Below are 22,089 nucleotides of genomic sequence, written 5' to 3'. Positions count from 1 at the left end.
ACCGAATTTTCCATCTATACACAACTTCCTTCTTAATTAGTGATTAAATCCAAAAAGAAAACACCCTCGTGGGTGTTAGCATTGATAGACTGAATCGCAATATCATCTTTTAAGTTTTACTTTTCTACCACTATCTATTCTGAAGAAGTCAGCAGACTATTTCCTACTATACCGATGATCACAATGGAAACCCCTAAAAATCCTAGTGGGGTTGGAATCTGATCTCCCAGAAAGAGACAGCCTCCAAATAGGGTGAAGAGGACCTCGCCGGCCTGAGTAGCTTCAACAACAGCTAACTGCTGATGGTTGTGTTTCACCAAGTTGGTTGCTTCAAAGAAGAGCATGGTCGCGATGACTCCGGAAAATACAGCTACGATCAAGGATTGGAGCATTTGCCCACCTGATGGCAAGCCTGCATCTACTCCTGCAAAAACGGATAAGAGCAACCAAAAAGGAACACTCATTAAGGTCATCCCAAAGACCCGTTGGGTCGTTGATAATTGTTCTTCTTTACAATGAACCAGCATCTTTCGATTGCCCAATGGATAGGAAAAAGCAGCGATCAAAATTAAGATACTAGCTCTCACCACACCTTCTCCGAGACCTCGTCCAAAATATGGAATTTGAATCAATACGATTCCTAACAAAATCAGCAAAGTCATTCCTAACTGTTTTCTTGGAATCTTTTGGCCAAAAAGTGGGGTCAGAAGGAGACCTGCTAAAATAGTAATCTGCCAGGTCGCAGCCACAAACCATGATTCTCCATAGATAGAAGCCATCGATAAGGGCGCATAAAAGAGACCAAAGCCGACCGTACTCCAGAGCAACCAAGTCCACGGGGCTCGTGCAATTGCTGACAAGACCCCCTTCAACTCGCCTTTCTGACAAACTAAAACAGCCATCATAGGCAAACTAAAAAGGTAGCGCAAACTAGCACTCCACATCCAGGAACCACCTGCCAGGTTCATGCTTCGATTAAAAATAAAGGTAAATGCAAAAAAGAGAGCACCTAGGATACCAAACCAAAGAGCTCTCGCAAAATGTGATGATTTCATTTTTTGATGATCGTTCTCCTGTAGTCATCCTATTATACAGGAATTCAGAAATACTTTCATCTGTTTTCTGCAAATTTTCAAAATAGTGTTTTCGCCTTAAATTCTATCCAGATTTGAAAGTATCGCAAAATTAAGGTACAATAGAAGTTAGACTAATGTGTTGAAAGGATTAATATGAAAAAATTAATTGCCCTACTATTATTTTCCGGCTTGGCTTTAACAGCTTGTTCGTCCAATAAAACAGACGCTAACTCTTCAAGCTCAAGTAAAGAAAAGACAGAGCAGACAGCAACTTCTAGCTCTAGTGAAAAAGATCAAAAGAAAATTGAAGAAGAACAAAAGAAATTAGAACAACTGCGCAAAGATTTTAACGATGCCATGACCAATGAAAATGCCGTCTTCCCACAACTCTCAAATGAAGTGGCTGAAGACGAAGCAGAGGTTAAAATCACAACAACTGAAGGCGATATCACTGTGAAGCTCTTCCCTAAATATGCCCCACTTGCAGTTGAAAACTTCTTGACCCATGCAAAAGAAGGCTACTACAATGGCTTACTTTTCCACCGTGTCATTAACAACTTTATGATCCAAACTGGGGATCCTAAAGGAGATGGTACTGGTGGCGAATCCATCTGGAAGGGCAAAGACAAATCCAAAGATTCAGGTACTGGTTTTGAGAATGAGTATTCTCCATACCTTTACAACCTTCGTGGAGCCCTTGCTATGGCCAATTCTGGTCCAAATACCAATGGTAGTCAATTCTATATCAACCAAAATAAGGATGATATTTCAAGTAAACTCCCAACTGACCGCTTCCCAGCTAAGATCATCGATGCTTATAAAAATGGTGGAAATCCAACCCTCGATGGTGGTAACTACACTGTCTTTGGCCAAGTGATCGATGGCATGGATGTGGTCGATAAAATCGCCTCTGCCGAAACCGATGATAAGGACAAACCAAAAACAGATATCAAGATCGAGAAAATCGAGATCTTAAAAGACTACAATTTCAAGAAATAATGAAAAGAGAACCAAACGGTTCTCTTTTTGTCTTTACGTCAATTCATTAAAGTCCCAGATTTGGTCCATCCAGCCTTCATAGAAATCTGGCTCGTGGCAAACCATGAGAATCGATCCCTTGTACTCTTTCAGAGCCCGTTTCAATTCATCTTTGGCATCCACATCCAAGTGGTTGGTCGGCTCATCTAGTACCAAGACATTGTTTTCACGGTTCATCAAGAGACAGAAGCGTACCTTGGCTTGCTCTCCACCGGATAGCACCTGGATTTGGCTCTCGATATGTTTGGTGGTCAAACCACAGCGAGCAAGGGCGGCACGGACTTCTGCTTGGTTGAGAGCCGGAAAGGCATTCCAAACTGCTTCAAGCGGTGTCTGGCGATTGCCACCTTCGACCTCTTGCTCAAAATAGCTAAGCTCTAGGTAGTCTCCACGCTCGACTTCTCCAGCGATCGGAGGGATGATTCCAAGCAAGCTCTTCAAGAGAGTGGTTTTCCCGATCCCGTTGGCTCCGATGATGGCTACCTTTTGATTGCGTTCAAACGTTAGGTTCAAAGGCTTGGTCAAAGGACGGTCATAGCCAATCTGAAGATCCTTAGCCTGGAAGATAAAGCGTCCAGGAGTCCGGGCATTTTTAAATTCAAAGGATGGCTTTGGTTTCTCACTTTGTAACTCAATGAGTTCCATCTTGTCCAGCTTCTTCTGACGAGACATGGCCATATTCCGTGTAGCCACACGCGCCTTATTGCGGGCTACGAAATCTTTCAAATCAGCAATCTCTTTTTGCTGGCGCTCATAAGCCGCTTCCAATTGCGATTTCTTCATTTCATAGACTTCAAGGAATTGGTAGTAGTCTCCTGAATAGCGGGTTAACTGCTGATTTTCCACATGGTAGACGATATTGATCACATCGTTCAAGAATGGAATATCATGGGAAATGAGGACAAAGGCATTTTCATAATTTTGCAAATAGCGCTTGAGCCAATCGATGTGCTCTGCATCCAAGTAGTTGGTCGGCTCATCTAGTAGCAAGATATCTGGTTTTTCAAGGAGGAGTTTGGCCAAGAGGACCTTGGTCCGTTGCCCACCTGACAAGGAGGTCACATCCGTCTCCATGCCAAAATCCATGACCCCAAGAGCACGCGCCACTTCATCTATCTTGGCATCCAAGGTATAAAAATCACGACTTTCTAGACGCTCTTGGAGTTCCCCAACCTCTTCCATGAGAGCATCGACATCAGCTCCGTCTTCTGCCATGGCCATATAGAGGTCATTGATCCGAGCTTCTGCTGTGAACAACTCATCAAAAGCTGTCCGCAAGACATCGCGCACCGTTTGTCCTTCTTCTAAAACCGAATGCTGGTCCAGGTAACCAGCAGTCACATACTTAGACCACTCGACCTTTCCTTCGTCTGGTTGCATCTTACCGGTCACGATGCTCATGAAGGTCGATTTTCCTTCACCATTGGCCCCGACCAGACCGATATGCTCTCCCTTTAACAAACGGAAAGACACATCCTCAAAAATCGCACGGTCCCCAAAACCGTGACTCAAATTTTTCACTTCTAAAATACTCATGCTTGACTCTCTTTCATTGATTTCACTCGTATGATTATATCATCTTCAACTCAAAATGAAAAGGGAGTCCAACTCCCTTTTCTTTTACAAATCTAAGTCTGCGTAGGGTTTCCGGTAGCCAACTTGAACCACTTTTCCGTCTTTGACAAGTAGGGGGCGCTTGATCAGCATACCGTCGCTAGCCAAAAGATCCGCTGCTTCTTCTATTGTCAGTTGATCTACCTTATCTTTCAAGCCGAGTTCCCGGTATTTCATCCCGCTGGTATTAAAGAAAGACTTGATTGGTAGGCCAGATGCTGCCATCCAGTCCTGTAATTCTTGACTAGTCGGTGTTTCGGTTACAATATTTTGGCTCTGAAACTCACATTGGAGACCGTCCAATTCTGATTTAGCCTTTCGACAAGTCGAACATTTTGGATATTCAATAAAGGTATACATCGATTTCATTTCTCCTTCCAGGTAATTCCTTCGTGTTGTAAGAGCCAGCGTTTACGATCGAGTCCGGACGCATAGCCTGTCAATTCTCCATTTTTTCCCATCACGCGGTGACAGGGAACTAGGATCGACAAGGGATTGCGTCCGACAGCCTGTCCTACGGCCTGGGCTGAACCACAAGAAAGATCCTGGGCAAGCTGCCCATAGGTCTTGGTCTCACCATAGGGGATCTCTCTCAATAACTGCCACACCCGCTCTTGAAAAGCTGTCCCTTGCGGCGCTAGTGGAAAGCTGATCGCAATTGGGGCCCCAGCAAAATAATGGTCCAACCACTCCTTTACCTTCTCATGGTAGGGATGGAACTGCTCCAGCGCCCCAAAAGGATCAGGCGCATCTTCTTTCGGATTATAAAAATCAAGCTCTACAAGGCCTTCTTCGCTGACAATGATCGAAAGAAGTCCCATAGGGCTCTCATAGAATTGTTTAAGATAGAGTGTCATTGTAAGCCGCTTCTGCTCTTTGGTCCCAGCGGTCCTCTTCTGAGACCACTTGGAATAGACTGGTTTCTGCTTTTCGTTTGATCTTTTGATAAGCCAGACGGACGCCATCAATTGGGACCTTTCCACAATAATGGTAGCCTAATTTTTCAAGCAAATGTTGCATGACTAGATTATCCGGGTGCGTATCGCAACGGAAATCCGGCCCTTTTTCTCCTTCGATCAAACCTTGAAGGAAGGTTTGAGCCACCCCTTTGCCAGCAGCTTCTTTGGCCACAGCGACACGGTGAAAAGTGATATACATATAGTTGTCATGCTCCCACTTGCCATCGTAAATCTCATTATAGGCTGCTTCATTTCCCTTGTGGACGGCAGCATAGGCGACGACTTCCTGATCTTCAACCGCTACATAGCCACGACTTTCTAGTATATCCTCAAAAATGATCTCTTCATCTGGATAACCATCCTGCCACTGGTCAACCTGTCTTTGAGCCAGGCTTTCCTTGGCATCTTGGATGATTTCCATAATTCGCTGGATCTCATTTGGATAAGCCATTCTAATTTCCATCCTGCTTTCAACCTTTCCTACTCTTGATGGTAACGAGCATAAAGCTCACTCTTTTGCAGGCCGTATTGTTTGGCGACCTGTTTGATTGCTTGATTCTTCTTCATCCCCTCTTGGACCAAGGTATCGATCTCTTGGATCAAGTCGACCTCTTCTAGGTCTAGCACTTCTTCCTTAGCTCCTTCGACGATCAAGAGGCACTCCCCTTTGAGGGGATTTTCTTCAAGAAATGCGACTAACTCTGAAATGCTGCCGCGAGTATATTCTTCGTAGATCTTGGTCAATTCACGAACCAAGACAACCGGACGATCCCCATAGACAGCCAACATATTCTCTAAGGTCGCTTTCACCCGATGGGGAGACTCATAAAAGATCTGTGTCTCCGGATAGGCCACTTTTTCTTGGAAAAAGGCCTTTTGTTGCCCCTCTTTGCGAGGCAGAAATCCATAAAAAATATGAGGTTGAGGTGCTAAGCCACTGGCAATCAAACCTGTAATCCCTGCACTTGGGCCAGGAATAGCTACGACAGGAATCTCGCGTTCAATCGCTGCCTTGACCAAATCATGACCAGGGTCAGAGATACTTGGGAGTCCTGCATCTGAGACCTGCGCCAAATCTTTTCCAGATTCTAAATGGGCGATCAGATCTGGAATTTTCTCCTGGGCATTATGCTCATGAAAGCTAGTCTGGGGAGTCCTAATCTCAAAATGCTTGAGCAAGAGACCTGTATTTCTGGTATCCTCTGCTGCGATCAAGTCCACATCCTTTAAGGTCTGGACCATGCGGTAACTCATATCCTCACGATTGCCGATCGGTGTTGGGACTAGGTAGAGGACCCCTGTTTTCTTTTCCCCTTTAAAACTTCGTTGGATCTGCATGCTTACTCCCTAAATAACAACTCGTCACAAAACATACACTCTTCATCGTTCTCACGGCGTTGACCATAGGAATAGGTGCAAATATGAAAGCCGTCGTTGTAAATTCGTTGCAAATTTTCACGGCCATGGTGTTGTGACTTTGCGGATGCGGTCTTCTCAACTTCCCCCAAACGCTCTCTCAATTTATCATTTTCTAAGCGAAGAGCTGTATTTTCTTCGATGACTTGTTTCAAATTTTTCTTGATGGCTTCGACTTCAGCCAAGGTGACCAACAAATTCTGAGAAAAGCCGTCTAAAGCATCAAATAATTCTTTTTTATTCATTCTGACTCCTTAACTTTCTAAGCTCAAAACCATATATTCTAGAGCATTTTGAAAAGAAACATTGGCCTTCCACATCCTGCGAGCAAGACTCAATTTCTCAAGCAACTGCTGAGATCTACTCAAGCGCAACTGCTCTTCTAAAGCCAACTCCATCAAACGAAAGGCCTGGCTTTGTTTTTCCTTATCATCTGCTAGGCTCACTAAGCGGGTCACTTCCAAATAAGCACGATTCAAATTGGATTGGCAACGTTCGATGAACTGATCACAAACTTTAGCCAACTCAAAAAAAGTAGCATTCTTTTTTTGCTGCTCTGCCTCTTTAAGACTAAAACTAAATCGAGCTACTAGACTTGCCTGCGATTTAATCAAACCTTCTTTTTCTAGACGTTCGGTAAGGTAGGCTTGCTTTTTTGGAAAATGGACCTGCTGGGCCCGACTCTTGATGGTCGGTAAAATTAAGTTTTCATCGGATGTCAACAAGAAGAGATAGATCTCACTCTGGGGCTCTTCCATAACCTTTAAGAGAGAATTCGCTGCATTGGTGTGCATCTTGTCCGCATCTTGGACGATAAAGACCTGCCGACTTCCTTCAAACCCGGATTGAGAAAAGTCTTGAACCAGCGAGCGAATACGATCAGTCTTTATGATCTGGTTGACTGGACGCACGATCTTCACGTCTGAGAATTCTTCTTCAGCAATCAAGCGACAGGACCGGCATTTTCCACAAGGCCAGACTCCCTGCAAATCTTCGCAAAACTGACTTTGAGCTAGCAAGAGGGCCATCTCAAAACTGGCAAAAGAACCTGTAAAAAGATAAGCATGACTGAGCTGTTTGTGTTCTAGAATATGGGTGAAGCGCTCCACCAATTCTGGCTGGAGCTGTTGGATCTCTTCTAGATTCATTTCAATGTCCCCAAGCGATTTTCTAAAACAGCCAAGACATCCGTAAAGACCGCTTCAAAAGATTGACTGGCATCGATTTTCACGATGCGCTCTGGTTCCTTTTCATACAAGGCCAAATAACCTTGTCTAACTTTTTGGTGAAGCTCCAATCCTTCCAAATCCAAACGATTGACTTCCCGCTCTTGGTTTTTCGCAATTCGTGCGAGCCCTTCTTCGACATCCAGATCAAAGTAAAGGGTTAGATCTGGCTTAAGACCATCTGTCGCGAATTGATTGAGCCACTCGATGTCTTCCACACTCAGACCGCGACCATACCCTTGGTAAGCCACCGAGCTATCAATAAAGCGGTCCATCAAGACAACCTTCCCAGCTGCAAGAGCTGGCAAGACACGTTCTACCAAATGCTGCCGGCGACTAGCAATATAGAGCAACAACTCGGTCTTGGCATCCATACTAGTATGGTCTGGATCCAAAATGACTTGGCGGATCTTTTCGGCAATGTCGACACCACCTGGTTCACGGGTTGTAATAAAAGGAATTCCTTTTTCTTCAAGTAGAGGCAAAATGGCTTCTAGGACCGATGATTTTCCCGCTCCTTCTGGACCTTCAAATGAAATTAATGTACCGTTTACCATAGTATCCTCTTTCTGTTTTTCTTCTTTTTATTTTACCAAAAATAAGGGTAAAAATCTTGTATTTTAGGAGAGAAAATTTTTCAAAGTCATTTTCATTTTTTCACTTTTTTGTTACAATATTCTTATAAAGTTTTAGGAGACAACCTATCATGTTTAAATTTAAAGATATTCTGGCTATCATTTTTGGGGCCGGCATTTTTTCGTTTGGGATCTATTTTTTAGTCATTCCCTTTCACTTCTATGAAGGAGGAGCGACAGGGATTACCTTGATCACCTATTACCTTTTCAAAATCCCTGTATCCATCATGAACTTGCTGATCAATATCCCTCTCTTCGTTTTGGCTTGGAAACTGCTGGGCAAGAAATCTCTTTATCTGAGCTTACTGGGGACCTTTTCGGTTTCGGCTTGGATGGCTATTTTTGAAGCCATGCCCCTCAGCCACCGCTACCATCACTTCATCTTTGACGCCTTTAAAGGAGATATTCTGCTTGCCTGTATTGCCTCAGGGGTTGTCCTTGGTTTGGGGCTAGGGATCATCTTCAATGCTGGAGGAACTACTGGAGGAACAGATATCCTCGCTCGCATCTTTAATAAATACACTTCCCTCAGTATGGGAAAACTCATGTTGATTGTAGATGCCATTGTTCTGACAACTGTTGTCGTAGTCTTCCAAGATGTCCGTACCGCCATGTATACTCTCTTCTTCATCCTGATTGACACCCTGGTGATCGACTTGATTGGAGAAGGTGGTTTTGCTGGAAAAGGCTTCCTCATCGTTACATCTAAACCAGAAGAAATTGCCCAAAAGGTATCTGACGATCTGGGTCGCGGGATTACCTTTATCCGTGGGATGGGCTATTACAGCCGTAAGGACCTGGATATCGTCTACTGTGTCGTTTCGCGGAATGAGATGAAACAAATGAAAGACATCATCAATCGTATTGATCCATTCGCCTTTATCACTATTTCCGAAGCCCATGAAATTCTCGGCGAAGGCTTCACTTTAGATAGAGAAAAACAACCCATTACTCGTTAATAGAAAAATCAGACTGGATGATCATCCAGCCTGATTTTTTATTAAATAGCTTTTGCGCTAGTTCGAGTGATTTCATCGACTTTCAAACCGTTGGATTCAAATTTACTACGGATCCCTTCTAGATCTGTCACCCCATCAATTTGAACTTCGATGACGACACGATCGTCTTTGGTTGGGATATTGACTGTATTGGCGATGTTATACCCTTCTTCTACAATCAAGTGAATGATTTGTTCTAGAACGCCAACCTTATCTTCCGTCACGAAGCGTACACGGACTCCTTCTTCTCCATAACCGGACACTTCAAGGAAGGCACGGAAAATATCACGGTCAGTGATGACACCGGATACTTGCTCATTGTCCACGACTGGAAGAATTCCCACCTTGTTCTTATACATGAGGTAGGTCGCATCTTCTAAGCTTGCAAATTTTGAGACGGTAATGACATCACGAAGCATCACATCTTTGACCTTGGTTTTGTTCAACAGATAGTTCATCTCAAAAATAGACAAACTTGTTGCTTTAGATGGACTTGCTTCTGCAATCGTACCTTCTGTCACCAAGCCAACTAATTGATCATTTTCAATGACTGGCAAACGGTGTAAGCCTTGTTCGCGCATCAAATCTGCCGCGTGGGCAATTGTAGTATCTGGACTAATGTAAACCACTTTACGTGTCATAAAATCTTTAACAGCCATAACAAGTTCTCCTATGCTTTTACTAGTTTTATTATACTTGATTTTAAGGATGATTTCAAACGCTTTCAGCAGTTTTCTCTTGTTTTCAAAATTTAGAAAAATCAAACACACGTACCTTTTTATTCAACATTTAAATCTTGCAAACTAGTCTTAGTCACTAGTAACCGATTTATTAGAAAATAAGGAAAGTACAAATACCACAATAGATAATAATATGAATGCACCCCAAGCAAACTGAAAGTTCCAAATGGATAAACTTGTAAACAAAATAGTTGCTAATGGCATTGATAATACTGATATAACCTTAAAAAAACTACTAGTTTGTGCAAGAATTTCCGGTGGAAGTTTTGCCATTAATAGACTATTTAATTTGGGATTTACCTTACTACTAAGATACATCATAAATGCCAACACACTAAAGGAAATAATTTCCAAACCATTTATCCAACCACATATTCCTATTAAAATTAATAATCCACTATCTATTTGAAGTATTTTAATAAGTGAAAGCTTAGAAAAATAATCATTAGGGGTCATTCCACCAATTAGGGCTGAAACAAATAATATTGTTTGAAGTAAAAACACCGACTGAGCAAAAGATAAACCAAAGGGAGTTATTTCTGTAAATTTCAAATTGTACATTATTAAAATAGCACCGCCTAGCGAATTTAATCCTAAAATTGAAAAAATCATTAGACCAAAACGTACTTTCTCTTGATATTTAAATATACTTTTACTATTTTTGTAAAGGTTCTTAATTTGTGAGATAAACCCATTTTCTGGTGAATAATTAACTTCTGGATGTGTCAATTGTCTTTGAATTTTAAGCAACACCATCGATGATAATAAGAAACTTATAGCATTTATTGTAGCTAAAAAGAAGAAATTATTATGAGAAATCGTTAGTAACCAAACTCCCAAAGTTTGACCAGAAATCAAAGTTATTTGACTAATTACTTGATCAAAAGAGTACGCTTCCATCAGTTCTTCTTCGGGAATGTGGGACTGAAACATAGGTAACACTAGGCCTCTTCTGTACTCTGCAATACAATCTGATAGGATGTTAATGAAACATACAATTGAGAAAACTAGCCATGAATTTTCTTTCGATAAGAACGCAACCATAATAAATAATACTGCTTGTATATATCCTAATAATAGCAACCACAATTTCTTATTCTTTGTTTTGTCAGCCTGCATTGCAATAAAAAGAGCAAAAATCGTTGGAATATATTGTATAAAACTCGCTACACCAACCGCCAATTTACTATTCGCCATACTTGCTGCAAAAACCACAAAAACAAGATTATAAATAGTTGATCCTAAATCATCGAAGAAACTAGACAACACCAGATTCCTAAAAAAAATATTTCTAAAAAAGACTTTCATCTGCAATACCTTCTTAGTAGATACTTAATAGACATGACTTAAATTCTAATAAAAATATTTATTATTAGAATTATTTTATTCTTCTATATGAATTAACAAAATATCGAAGGATTTAATTGTTATATCTAAATATAGTTTACTACTAAATTTTAAATATTTAACAGAGTTTCAAATATGAAATATCCTATCTCATACATCTAATCTTTTGCCTAATTTATATGTATCCCAAACTGGTCCAATTTCACCTCTAAAATATTAATCAGTTGACTATCACCAACAACTCGAAGAGACTCTATAAACTGTTTAATTTCCTTTTTAGAAATTTTTGACTTTAAATAACCATTTACTAATTTTAAAAATTTTAACAACATGATTTCTAGCATATCATATGGGAAAAGAAGCTTTTCTAGCTCGAGTATAAACAATGGAACTTGAGTATCAATTTTTCTTAAAATTAATTCACCAATTAAATTTATGTACGTTAATTTTAAAGAACTTAAATTGTGTTTAAGAAAATTATAATCTTTAGTCCTTTCCGCAAGCTGATCCCCAAAAAATAATAGATCTTCATCTGAAATTAAAGTCATTGTATTTCCAAATACATATAATTCAAACCATGTCCAAGATTCAATTGAAAATAGATAATCTACCAATACTTTTCTATCTTCTATATTTATTTCATAATTTTGATCTAATGAATGTATCGCATTTTCAATAATGAATGACTGAATTCTTTGATATCGATCCGTCTCTTCACTCTGTAATACTTCGGTTAATAGATACTCTAATCCTTTAATATCCTGTTTCAAAAATAAAGTGGATATCTTCTTACCTAAAATAATATCTTTAGGTAATTCATAATTATTTAATTTATGGCCAAACTCTTCAAAAGTCATGTGGATTGATTCTATCGCTATTAATAATTTATCAGCACTTAACATCGTTTGCCCATTTTCAAATTTAGACAATTGTGCTATGCTCAATCCTTTCCTAGCAACATCCTTTTGTTTTAAGCCTCTGGCAATTCTTAGTTCCTTATATAATTCACCCAATTGAATTTTTCGATCTATATGCATAACTTATAATCCATTTCAGTCATTAGTAATTACGTTTATTTTACCAAATTAATAAAGGAAATTATATATTTTAAATTATTTTACTAAGAAAAAATCTCAGCCAGTAAAAATGAAAATAGAAAGGCCTTCAGGACCTTTCTTTCGAATATTGTAAAACTATCTTTCCTATAATATAAGATTAATAATTCTTCATAATAGAAATTATGCTATTTTTTGAATCATTTGGGAGTATATTGAAACTTTCCGCCGTGAGAAAAGTGCTTGAAACAAGATTGTTTCAAGCACTCGGGAGTTTTGAGACCTTAGGCTCAAAACTAAGTCATGGAACTTCGTAGAAGTTCGCTGACGTCCGTACTCACCTAAGGAAAGTTTCTAAATTTTCTTTGTCATCAATACGAAGAAAGGTTTCGCTATCTTTTCCTTTCAAACAAACTTTAGAAATCTTATCCACCAAGGTAAGCCTTGCGGACTTCTTCTGAGGCTAAGAGTTCTTTTCCTGTTCCGGAAAGAACGACTTTCCCTGTTTCCAAAACATAACCGCGGTCCGCGATGGCAAGGGCCTTGTTGGCATTTTGCTCAATCAAGAGAACGGTTGTTCCTTGTTTTTGAATATCTTGGATGATATCAAAGATTTCTTGGATAAAGATTGGGGCCAATCCCATAGAAGGTTCATCCAAAAGCAAGAGTTTTGGCGTCGACATGAGGGCACGACCCATTGCGAGCATTTGTTGTTCCCCACCAGATAGGGTAGCGGCATCTTGGTTCTTCCGTTCTTCCAAACGTGGGAAACGTGAGAAGACTTTCTTCAAGTTAGCTTGATTTTCTTCTCGATCTTTCTTCAAGAAAGCTCCCATTTCCAAGTTTTCCATAACGGTCAAGCCTGGAAAGACGTGGCGGCCTTCTGGAACCTGAGAGAGTCCTGCAGCTACAATCTTTTGAGCCGGAACCTTTTGAATCTCCTGCCCCAAAAACTCAATTTTCCCAGCACTTGAACGCACTAAACCTGAAATGGTACGAAGAATAGAGGTTTTCCCAGCACCATTGGCACCGATAAGAGAAACAACTTCTCCTTCATTGACTTCAAAGCTGACATCTCGGACAGCCTGGATCATGCCGTAGTGTACGGAGAGGTTTTCAACTTTTAACATAGACATTAGGCTTCACCTCCAAGATAGGCTTCGATTACGCGTTTGTTTGTCTTGATTTCATCTGGCGTACCATGGGCAATCAAGCGACCGTATTCCAATACATAAATCCGTTCGGTTACTTCCATGACCAAGCTCATATCGTGTTCGATCAGCATGATCGTAATATTGAATTCTTTTTGAATGCGACGGATCAATTGGGTCAATTCTGCTGTTTCTTGAGGGTTCATTCCTGCAGCAGGTTCATCCAAGAAGAGGATTTTTGGCTCTGTAGCAAGGGCACGAACGATCTCTAAGTGACGTTGTTGTCCGTAAGCTAAATTCTTGGCCAAAGTATCTGCTTCTTTTTCCAAACCAAAAATGGCTAACAATTCAAGAGCTTTTGCTTTCAAAGCTTCTTCATTCTTATAATAGCTTGGCAAGCGGAAAAGACTAGCAAAGACATGTGGTTTGTGGTGATTGGCAAAGGCAATCAAGACATTGTCCAAAACGCTCAAGTCTTTAAAGAGACGAATATTTTGGAAAGTCCGTCCCAGACCACCTGCAGCGATTTTATAAGGTGCTTTACCATTTAGTAGCTGACCATCTAAGGTAATGGTCCCTTCACTTGGTTCATATACCCCTGTTAGGAGGTTGAAGAGGGTTGTTTTACCGGCACCGTTGGGTCCGATCAAACCAACCAATTCCCCTTCATTGAGTTCCATGGTCACATCCCCAACGGCTGTCAAACCACCAAAGTTTTTTGTTAAATTTTTTACTTCAAGAAGTGCCATTAGTTAGCCTCCTTTTTTGAGAGTAGTTTTTTCAAGCTGAATTCCCATGTTCCTAGAAGACCACCTGGACGGAAGATCATTACGAGAATCAAAGCCAATGAGTAAATGATCATACGGACACTTGAGAAGTCTTGAAGCACCATGTTCAAGATCCCCAAGACGATAGCTGCTACAACTGTTCCTGACATTGATCCCAAACCACCAAACACGACAATGATCAAGACATTAATGGTATTGGTGAAAGAGTAATCTTTAGGAACAACAGAACCGATAAAGCCAGCTTGAAGAGATCCAGCAATCGCCGCTGTGATCGCACCAAATACAAAGGCAATGACTTTAACCTTAGTCGTATTAATCCCAACAGATTCTGCTGCGATTTCATCTTCACGAACAGAAAGGGTAGAACGCCCAATTGGACTGCGTAAGAAGTTAATCGTAAAGATCGTTGTAATCACGACAAAGAGGTAAACCAATTGCCAAGTTGTAAAGGCTGGTAAACCAAGGATCCCAGCGGCACCATTTGTTAGAGTACCACCATTGACGATCAAGATCCGGATAATTTCAGAAACCCCAAGTGTCGCAATCGCAAGGTAATCCCCTTTCAACCGAAGGGTTGGAACCCCAACGATCAAGGCAACGAGACCTGCAATCAAGGCCCCTAAAACCATAGCGCCAAAGAAAGCACCGTAGGTTGGTGATTTAGAACCAAGAATAGCAGCAGAGTAGGCACCAATGGCCATAAATCCGGCATGTCCGAGTGAGAATTGACCTGAGAAACCAACAATGAGGTTCAGGCCAACTGCAAGGATAATGTTAATCCCGATTTGTTCTAAAATTTGGATATAGAAGAGGTTGAGCACACCCGCTGCAACCAAGACTTGGATCAAGGCAAAACCTGCGACCAAAAGACCAAGCCAGACTAAATTCACTTTTAAATTTTGTTTCATGGCTTACACCTTCTCTTTCACATTTTTACCGAGGATACCTGCAGGACGGATAAGCAAGATCACAATCAAGATGGCATATACAATGGCATCACGGAAGTCTGAAAGACCAATCGCTGTAGCGAAGGTTTCCAACAAACCGATAACAAATCCACCTAGGGCCGCACCTGGAATGATTCCGATTCCTCCAAGAACGGCTGCGACAAAGGCTTTGATCCCTGGTGTCATTCCCATCAAAGGTTCAATCGAGTTGTAATACAAACCGATCAAGACACCACCAGCACCTGCCAAGGCTGATCCCAAAGCAAAGGTAAAGCTGATGGTACGGTTTACGTTAATCCCCATCAATTGAGCCGCATCACTATCGACAGATACAGCACGCATGGCTTTCCCCATCTTTGTCTTTTGGATAATAAATTGAAGAGCGACCATCAAGAAAACAGACACTCCCAAGATCATCAACTGAATGTTGGAGATGGAAATGGGACCGAAGTTGTAACGAACCGTGTGAATAACTTGAGGGAAGGAACGGGTATTAGCACCTACAAAGAAGACCATCCCATATTCAAGCAAGAAGGAGACACCGATGGCTGTGATCAAGGCAGCAATCCGAGTCGAATGACGAAGCGGACGATAAGCCAGGTATTCAATCACAACCCCTAAAATAGCTGTCCCAACCATGGCTAGAAGCAAGGCTACAAAGAAGTTCACTTTCCATGAATTCAATAAGAAATACCCCATAAAGGCACCTACCATGTAGATATCCCCATGGGCAAAGTTGATCAATTTGATAATTCCATACACCATGGTATAACCAAGGGCCAAGAGTGCATAGACACTTCCCAAGATTAGACCGTTCACTAATTGCTGGAGCATTTGAACCATCCTTTCTAACAATAAAGAGCGAGGCCAGGAATTTTTATTCTCCCAGCCTCTTGTACAAACAACAAATGATAATTATGGTTTAACAGACTCAACTGATTTGACTTTACCATCTTTCAAGCCAATCATAAGAGCTGATTTAACCGGGTTGTGGTTCTTGTCAATTGACATTGTACCAGTCACACCTTCCAAGTCTTTCAACTTCGCAAGGTTATCTTTCAATTCGACAGAGTTCTTAGCACCCTTAGATGCTTCGGCAACCATGTAAACTGAATCATAAGCCAAAGCAGCGAACATTGAAGGTTCTTCATTGTATTTCGCTTTGTATGCTTCTACGAATTTCTTGGCTTTATCAGTCATTTCACCTTCAGTAGAGAATCCAGCTACGTAGTAGATGTCTGTAGCTGCAGCAGGTGTTGCTTGTTCAACGAATTTAGCATCACTAAATCCATCCCCACCAATGATTGGTTGTTTGATTCCCATACCACGCGCTTGGTTTACGATCTTACCAGTTTCAGTGTAGTAACCTGGAAGAACAATCGCATCGAAGTCTTTATCTTTGATTTTTGTAAGGGCAGCTTGGAAGTCTGTATCCTTAGATTGGAATGTTTCTGTTGCTACGATTTCACCTTTGTAAGATTTCTTGAAGGCTTCAGCAATCCCTTTCGCATAGTCAGATGAGTTATCGTAGTAAAGAACGACTTTCTTCGCTTTCAAGTTATCAGTTGTGTATTTAGCAATGATTTTTCCTTGGAAGCTATCGATAAAGGTTGCACGGAAGAGGTAATCTTGACCTTTTGTCAAATCATCTTGAGTTGCTGATGGTGTGACCAATGGAACACCTGCTTTACCAGCGTTGGCAACCGCTGCTGCAGTAGCACCTGAAGTTGCAGGTCCTACAAGAGCGTTCACTTTTGATTGAGTGACAAGGTTTGTAGTGACTGTAGCTGCTTCAGCTGTTTCAGATTTGTTATCTTTATCTGTGACAACGATCTTCTTACCGTCAGCTCCACCCTTAGCGTTGATTTCATCAACGGCCAATTGAGCACCTTTTTGTTCAGCGCTACCGTAGGCTGCTACTTCACCAGTTTTTTCAAAGTTAAAACCGACTTTTAGTTCCTTGCCGATTTCGTTACCAGTTGTGTTTGAACCTGAAGTAGAAACTTCACCACAAGCAGCAAGAAGAGCGACACTTGCAATGGTTAAAAATGAAAGAGCAAATTTTTTCTTCATTTGTAATGATCTCCTTAAATGAATCTTAAATTAAATACATTAAGAATATACCGAATTATCTGACAATTGTCAATAAAAAAAGCGCAATCCATCAAATGATTGCGTTTTCTATCCTTCTGTGACCACAGATGGGGTCTCCAATCGTTGTAAACTCCCCACAAAATCTGTATCTAAATCTTTGAGATGGCAAGGCAAGACCTTTTTGACATAACGTTCTTTCTTTAAGTCTTCCATGACTTGATCGGCCTTGTCACTGTCCACATACAATTGGACATAACGGCATTTCTTAGAATGGTACAAGACATCTCCGACTGATTGTAATTTTTTCCCGTCGCGATTGTAATACAATTTAACAATTAAGCCTGTTCTTTCTTGTTTCTCAAACATGGTCAATCCCTTTCTCGTTCTGTTACTAGTATATCAAATTTCAAGAAAAAGAACTACTCTTTTATGAGAGCAAAAAAGAGAGTGGGACAGAAATCGGTAATTCGTTAGAATTCGATTTCGTCGTCCCACCTCCGCACAGTTGAGTAGGGCTGTAAAAGCTGATGAAATCAGCGTAGTAGAGCCCACTCAACCACTGCGTTTTGCTCGACAATCCAAAAATAATTGAGAGGCTAGGACTTTTGTCCCAGCCTCTTGACGGACCTTCCCATAGAATGGTTTAGCCCAATTTATTATTGGCCATGATTTCATCAATAAAGCCATATTCAAGCGTTTCTTGTGCACTCATCCAATTATCTCGCTCCGCATCAGCATGCACTTTTTCAATGGATTGACCTGAATTTTCCGCAAGAATTTTTTCCAAGTTATTCCGTGTTTTGAGCAAGTGTTCTGCTGCAATCGCCATATCGGTTTGCTGGGTACCACCACCAGTACCACCCATTGGTTGGTGAATCATGTACTCGGCATTTGGCAACATGAAGCGTTTGCCCTTCGCACCGCTTGAAGCAATGATAGTTCCCATAGATGCTGCCATCCCCATAACAATGGTTTGGACATCTGACTTGATAAAGTTCATGGTATCTACGATGGCGAGACCTGCTGAGACAGAGCCACCTGGGGTATTGATATACATATAGATATCTTTTGTATTATCTTGGGCATCCAAGAAGAGCAATTGAGCGATAATGGAGTTAGCCATTTGGTCCTCAACTGGTCCTGTTACCATGATAATTCGATCTTTCAACAGACGGGAATAAATATCGTAAGAACGTTCTCCACGACTGGTTTGTTCAATAACTACTGGAATCATCTATTCTTCTCCTTTAGTATCCATTCATTCTCACGATTCGTGAGGTTCAAAGTATATGTGCTATTATAAACCAATGGTCAAAAAAGGTCAAATCTTAAGCACCTTTCGGACGAATCATGAATGGTTTCTTATTTGGTACCGAATAAACGGTCACCTGCATCTCCAAGACCAGGAACAATGTAGCCATGTTCATTCAAATGATCATCGAGGGCTGCTGTAAAGATATCAACATCTGGGTGAGCTTCTTGAAGAGCTTTCACCCCTTCTGGCGCTGATACTAGGCAGACAAATTTGATATGGCTAGCGCCACGTTTTTTCAAGGAATCAATCGCTAGAATAGCGGATCCACCCGTAGCAAGCATCGGGTCTACTACAAAGATACGACGTTGATCAATATCTTCTGGCAATTTCACCAAGTATTCAACTGGTTTCAAGGTTTCTTCATCACGGTACATCCCGATATGGCCAACCTTAGCAGCTGGTACCAAACTCAAGAGACCATCGACCATCCCAATCCCTGCACGAAGAATTGGGACAATAGCCAATTTCTTCCCTGCGATTTGCTTTTGAACGGTTTTAGTAATAGGAGTTTCAATTTCAACATCTTCAAGAGGCAATTCACGCAACACTTCGTAGCCCATCAACATAGCAATTTCATCTACCAATTCACGAAAGGCCTTCGTAGAGGTATCCGTGCGGCGGAGAATAGACAATTTGTGTTGAATCAGTGGATGTGTAATAACTTCTAATTTTCCCATTTTGAGATCCTTCTTTCTAAGCTGTTATTTTTCAAAAAAGAACTATGATAAAAGTGGAGTCAAGCTCTACTCTTTCTTTCAGTCCCTCTTTGATACTCACAGCACATGGAAATCTTCATTTCCAACTTTACATTCTTCTTATTATACCAAATTTTACAAAAAAAAGAGAGCCCTTACACTTAATTTTTTAAGTTCGGACTCACTCTTTCTATCAATCAATTACAACCATTCTTTGTATTTCTTAATATAGATACGTTTGACAACCGTCACACTCAGCATATAGAGGACGATAATAGCAAACAATAGAACAAAGTACAATCCATTTAGTTGGCTCAACTTCAAGATAGAAGCCAAAGGACTATATGGAAGGGAGGTTACAAAGAAGGCTGCTGCTAGAGTCGTCACCACGACTGAGAAGGCTGGACGACTTTGGATAAATGGCAGTTTTGGTGAACGCAACATATGGATAACCATGGTTTGAGACCACATGGATTCGATAAACCATCCAGTTTGGAACACCATGATAAAGGCTGCTGCATCTGCTGCTCCATGGTTGTAGCCATGACCTAAAATCATAGGAACAACAAGGAAGTAAAGAAGCATGTAGGTAATAATATCAAATACAGATGAAATGGGACCAATCCAGGCCATAAAACGCATGATAGAGTTTGCTTCCCAGATACGAGGTTTCTTGAGGAATTCCTTGTCGACATTGTCAAAAGGAAGGGCGATACAAGAAAGATCATAGATAAGATTGAGCACAATCAAATGAACGGGAGCCATTGGAAGGAAAGGCAAAAAGATGCTGGCAAAGAGCAGAGAAAAGATGTTCCCGAAGTTAGAAGAGACCGTCATCTTGATGTACTTGGTCATATTGGCATAGACCTTGCGGCCTTCGACCAAGCCTTTTTCAAGAACCATCAAGTCCTTATCTAGAAGGATGACATCTGCTGTTTCCTTGGCAATATCCACAGCGGTATCCACGGAGATCCCAACGTCTGAGACTTTCATGGATGGAGCATCGTTAATCCCATCTCCCATGTAACCCACCTTGTGGCCATTGTTCTTGAGACAGAGGATGATCCGCGCTTTTTGATCTGGTGATAATTTGGCAAAGACCGTTGTTGTTTCCACAACTTGTGCTAACTCTTGGTCTGTCATCGTATCGATTTCGCTTCCCAAAAGAATCCGCTCGACATCTAGTCCTACTTTTTCACAGACAGCTTGGGTGACCTTTTCATTGTCTCCAGTTAATATCTTGGTGGTTACCCCATATTCTGCAAGAGCTTTGATCGCTGGAGCTGCAGAAGGTTTTGGTGGATCAAGAAAGGCCAGGTAACCAGTTAGGATCATGTCTCGTTCATCTTCAACACTAAAGATGTCATTTTCGTCCAAGTCGGTTTTGTAGCTGACGCCCAATACACGAAGACCTTGTTCATTTAATTGAGCAACTTCAGCGAGGACCTCTTGACGGACTTCATCTGTCAGGCGTTTAATCTCTCCCTTGTACTCAACATAAGTCGATACAGAAAGCATTTCTTCCAAGGCACCCTTGGTCACCATGCTGACCACACCGTCTTCGTCTTTGACAATGACACTCATGCGACGACGTTCAAAATCAAAGGGCAATTCATCAATCTTATGGAAGGTTTGATCCAGGTCGCGAACAATTTCATGTTTCTTGGCTTCTTTCTGGGTCCGATTGATAATCGCTCGGTCCATCAAATTTTTTAGCCCGGTTTGGAAATAGGAATTCAAGTAAGCCCGGCGAAGGACTGATAGATCCAACTCGCCATGGATATCAAGCGGATACTCCAAAACGATTTCATCTTGGGTCAAGGTTCCTGTCTTATCAGTACACAAAATATCGATAGCGCCGAGGTCTTGGATGGCATTGAGTTTTTTGATAACGACTTTTTCTTTTGCCATGATGATGGAGCCCTTAGCAAGACTCGCTGTAATAATCATCGGCAGCATTTCCGGAGTCAAACCAACCCCAACGCTGAGGGCAAAGACACCCGCTTCTAACCAGTCACCATCTGTTAGGCCATTGATCACAAAGACAACGGGCACCATCACTAACATGAGCCGAATCAAGAGCCAAGAGATGGTATTCATTTCTCTCTCAAATGAGGTTGGTTCGTCATAGGTGTTGATGGTTTGCTCAATAGCACCCATCATGGTTTCATCCCCCACGACCAAGACCAAGGCTGTCGCCCGTCCGGAGATGACATTGGTTCCCATGAAGGCCAAGCTTTCACTCTCCAAGAGACTATCTAGATTTTGACTGTCGGCTTTTCTGAGACAAACCTTTTCAACAGCATCACTTTCCCCTGTGAGGCCAGATTGTTGGACAAAGAAGTCACGGGAATCAATCAAGACCACATCTGCTGGAATCATATCGCCGGCACTTAGTTTGATCACATCTCCTACGACGATTTCATCGATCGGAATTTCTTGTTCCGATCCATCACGCAGAACGGTCGCTGTATTGACAATCATACGTGATAAGTTGCTAGCTGCTTTGTCGCTCCGCAATTCTTGAATGAAGCGGATACCACCAGAGATCAAGACCAAGGTCACAATGATGATGGAGGTCGTTGGATCCTGTTCACCTGGTTTTGCTAGCCAGACATTAGTGATGAAGGAAACCAGCGCAATGACCAACAAAATCACTGTAAAAGGATTGATGATCGATTCATAGATCTTTTTGATCATAGAATCTTCTTGACCTTTTGTGATGACATTTTCGCCATAAATATCGCGGTTTTCTTCTACTTGATCGTCAACTAAACCAAGGGCACTGGTTTTGTAGGTGGCAAAGGTGCTTTCAAGTGGTTCTTGAAGAGCAGCAATGAGTCTTTCTTTATTTGTTTGCATTGGTATCTCCTTTTTCAATCAGGAGCCAATCACTTTTAGAGTCCCTACGACACAAATCAGCGATTGGCTGGTTCGGTGCGGTTCGGGATGATCATCGATTTGTATCATAGCTCTCTCCTTTCTCTTTTCTTGG

23 protein-coding genes are annotated in these 22,089 nt (G+C 41.4%); 2 read left to right on the top strand and 21 right to left on the bottom strand.

All coding sequences use genetic code 11. The features are described 5' to 3' along the window. Positions 1-134 precede the first annotated feature (134 nt). The gene (locus tag QM870_RS03880; protein ID WP_414368689.1) at positions 135-1,055 is read right to left on the bottom strand and encodes a DMT family transporter; all 921 of its coding nucleotides are present in this window, start codon (positions 1,053-1,055) and stop codon (positions 135-137) included. A 174-nt stretch (positions 1,056-1,229) separates the two neighbouring features. On the opposite strand from QM870_RS03880, the gene QM870_RS03875 reads away from it, so the two are divergent. Continuing rightward, entirely contained in the window at positions 1,230-2,075 is an 846-nt protein-coding gene (locus QM870_RS03875) for a peptidylprolyl isomerase (protein ID WP_037608018.1), read from the top strand. A gap of 33 nt (positions 2,076-2,108) precedes the next feature. On the opposite strand, the gene QM870_RS03870 is transcribed toward QM870_RS03875, so the two are convergent. From QM870_RS03870 to tmk, 8 genes are all read right to left on the bottom strand, one after another. Then, the gene (locus tag QM870_RS03870; protein ID WP_414368687.1) at positions 2,109-3,650 is read right to left on the bottom strand and encodes an ABC-F family ATP-binding cassette domain-containing protein; all 1,542 of its coding nucleotides are present in this window, start codon (positions 3,648-3,650) and stop codon (positions 2,109-2,111) included. Positions 3,651-3,734: 84 nt separating this feature from the next. Further along, a complete protein-coding gene (locus tag QM870_RS03865; RefSeq protein WP_070595289.1) occupies positions 3,735-4,088 on the bottom strand; it encodes an arsenate reductase family protein in 354 nt (117 codons plus the stop codon). Between the two features lie 5 nt (positions 4,089-4,093). After that, positions 4,094-4,585: a methylated-DNA--[protein]-cysteine S-methyltransferase gene (locus QM870_RS03860; RefSeq protein WP_070595291.1), complete on the bottom strand. Its 492-nt coding sequence runs from the start codon at positions 4,583-4,585 to the stop codon at positions 4,094-4,096. Beyond that, positions 4,569-5,150: a GNAT family N-acetyltransferase gene (locus tag QM870_RS03855; RefSeq protein ID WP_070595293.1), complete on the bottom strand. Its 582-nt coding sequence runs from the start codon at positions 5,148-5,150 to the stop codon at positions 4,569-4,571. Before QM870_RS03855 ends, QM870_RS03860 begins: the two co-directional genes overlap by 17 nt. Before the next feature lie 17 nt (positions 5,151-5,167). Then, entirely contained in the window at positions 5,168-6,025 is an 858-nt protein-coding gene (gene rsmI, locus QM870_RS03850; RefSeq protein ID WP_049491210.1) for a 16S rRNA (cytidine(1402)-2'-O)-methyltransferase, read from the bottom strand. 2 nt (positions 6,026-6,027) lie between these two features. Beyond that, entirely contained in the window at positions 6,028-6,348 is a 321-nt protein-coding gene (gene yabA / locus QM870_RS03845) for a DNA replication initiation control protein YabA (protein WP_014713697.1), read from the bottom strand. A 9-nt stretch (positions 6,349-6,357) separates the two neighbouring features. Further along, entirely contained in the window at positions 6,358-7,251 is an 894-nt protein-coding gene (locus QM870_RS03840) for a DNA polymerase III subunit delta' (RefSeq protein ID WP_414368684.1), read from the bottom strand. Further along, complete coding sequence (tmk, locus tag QM870_RS03835; protein ID WP_205011643.1) at positions 7,248-7,886, bottom strand: dTMP kinase; 639 nt, start codon at positions 7,884-7,886, stop codon at positions 7,248-7,250. The genes QM870_RS03840 and tmk overlap by 4 nt, the downstream gene beginning before the upstream one ends. A 149-nt stretch (positions 7,887-8,035) precedes the next feature. Between tmk and QM870_RS03830 the strand changes: the two genes are divergently transcribed. Continuing rightward, positions 8,036-8,923 carry a YitT family protein gene (locus QM870_RS03830; RefSeq protein ID WP_254727188.1) on the top strand — a complete coding sequence of 296 codons (888 nt, stop codon included), beginning with the start codon at positions 8,036-8,038 and terminating at the stop codon, positions 8,921-8,923. Positions 8,924-8,964: 41 nt separating this feature from the next. On the opposite strand, the gene QM870_RS03825 is transcribed toward QM870_RS03830, so the two are convergent. The 12 genes from QM870_RS03825 to mgtA all read right to left on the bottom strand — a co-directional run bounded on the left by QM870_RS03825 (position 8,965) and on the right by mgtA (position 21,956). Then, positions 8,965-9,621 carry a CBS domain-containing protein gene (locus QM870_RS03825; protein WP_414368681.1) on the bottom strand — a complete coding sequence of 219 codons (657 nt, stop codon included), beginning with the start codon at positions 9,619-9,621 and terminating at the stop codon, positions 8,965-8,967. Between the two features lie 150 nt (positions 9,622-9,771). Beyond that, complete coding sequence (locus QM870_RS03820; protein WP_049516198.1) at positions 9,772-11,010, bottom strand: MFS transporter; 1,239 nt, start codon at positions 11,008-11,010, stop codon at positions 9,772-9,774. A gap of 209 nt (positions 11,011-11,219) precedes the next feature. Continuing rightward, positions 11,220-12,062: an Rgg/GadR/MutR family transcriptional regulator gene (locus tag QM870_RS03815; RefSeq protein ID WP_239683636.1), complete on the bottom strand. Its 843-nt coding sequence runs from the start codon at positions 12,060-12,062 to the stop codon at positions 11,220-11,222. Between the two features lie 467 nt (positions 12,063-12,529). Next, complete coding sequence (locus tag QM870_RS03810) at positions 12,530-13,240, bottom strand: ABC transporter ATP-binding protein (RefSeq protein WP_414368679.1); 711 nt, start codon at positions 13,238-13,240, stop codon at positions 12,530-12,532. Next, positions 13,240-14,004: an ABC transporter ATP-binding protein gene (locus tag QM870_RS03805; protein ID WP_003005595.1), complete on the bottom strand. Its 765-nt coding sequence runs from the start codon at positions 14,002-14,004 to the stop codon at positions 13,240-13,242. The genes QM870_RS03810 and QM870_RS03805 overlap by 1 nt, the downstream gene beginning before the upstream one ends. Beyond that, positions 14,004-14,951 (bottom strand): branched-chain amino acid ABC transporter permease, encoded by a 948-nt coding sequence (locus tag QM870_RS03800; protein WP_048689708.1) that lies wholly within the window; start codon positions 14,949-14,951, stop codon positions 14,004-14,006. The genes QM870_RS03805 and QM870_RS03800 overlap by 1 nt, the downstream gene beginning before the upstream one ends. 3 nt (positions 14,952-14,954) lie before the next feature. Continuing rightward, entirely contained in the window at positions 14,955-15,824 is an 870-nt protein-coding gene (locus QM870_RS03795) for a branched-chain amino acid ABC transporter permease (RefSeq protein WP_049515409.1), read from the bottom strand. Between the two features lie 81 nt (positions 15,825-15,905). After that, positions 15,906-17,063 carry an ABC transporter substrate-binding protein gene (locus tag QM870_RS03790; protein WP_023918808.1) on the bottom strand — a complete coding sequence of 386 codons (1,158 nt, stop codon included), beginning with the start codon at positions 17,061-17,063 and terminating at the stop codon, positions 15,906-15,908. A gap of 108 nt (positions 17,064-17,171) precedes the next feature. Then, positions 17,172-17,450, bottom strand: a complete 279-nt coding sequence (locus QM870_RS03785) for a DUF2129 domain-containing protein (RefSeq protein ID WP_003013098.1) — start codon at positions 17,448-17,450, stop codon at positions 17,172-17,174. Between the two features lie 277 nt (positions 17,451-17,727). Beyond that, complete coding sequence (clpP, locus tag QM870_RS03780) at positions 17,728-18,318, bottom strand: ATP-dependent Clp protease proteolytic subunit ClpP (RefSeq protein WP_021153673.1); 591 nt, start codon at positions 18,316-18,318, stop codon at positions 17,728-17,730. A 128-nt stretch (positions 18,319-18,446) separates the two neighbouring features. Then, entirely contained in the window at positions 18,447-19,076 is a 630-nt protein-coding gene (gene upp / locus QM870_RS03775) for a uracil phosphoribosyltransferase (RefSeq protein ID WP_003005574.1), read from the bottom strand. Between the two features lie 219 nt (positions 19,077-19,295). Beyond that, positions 19,296-21,956 carry a magnesium-translocating P-type ATPase gene (gene mgtA / locus QM870_RS03770; RefSeq protein ID WP_118095452.1) on the bottom strand — a complete coding sequence of 887 codons (2,661 nt, stop codon included), beginning with the start codon at positions 21,954-21,956 and terminating at the stop codon, positions 19,296-19,298. Between the last annotated feature and the right edge of the window lie 133 nt (positions 21,957-22,089).

This window comes from Streptococcus parasanguinis, from assembly GCF_047463195.1.
GTDB classification, from domain to species: domain Bacteria; phylum Bacillota; class Bacilli; order Lactobacillales; family Streptococcaceae; genus Streptococcus; species Streptococcus parasanguinis_R.
This window is presented reverse-complemented; position numbering and strand designations above follow the sequence as displayed.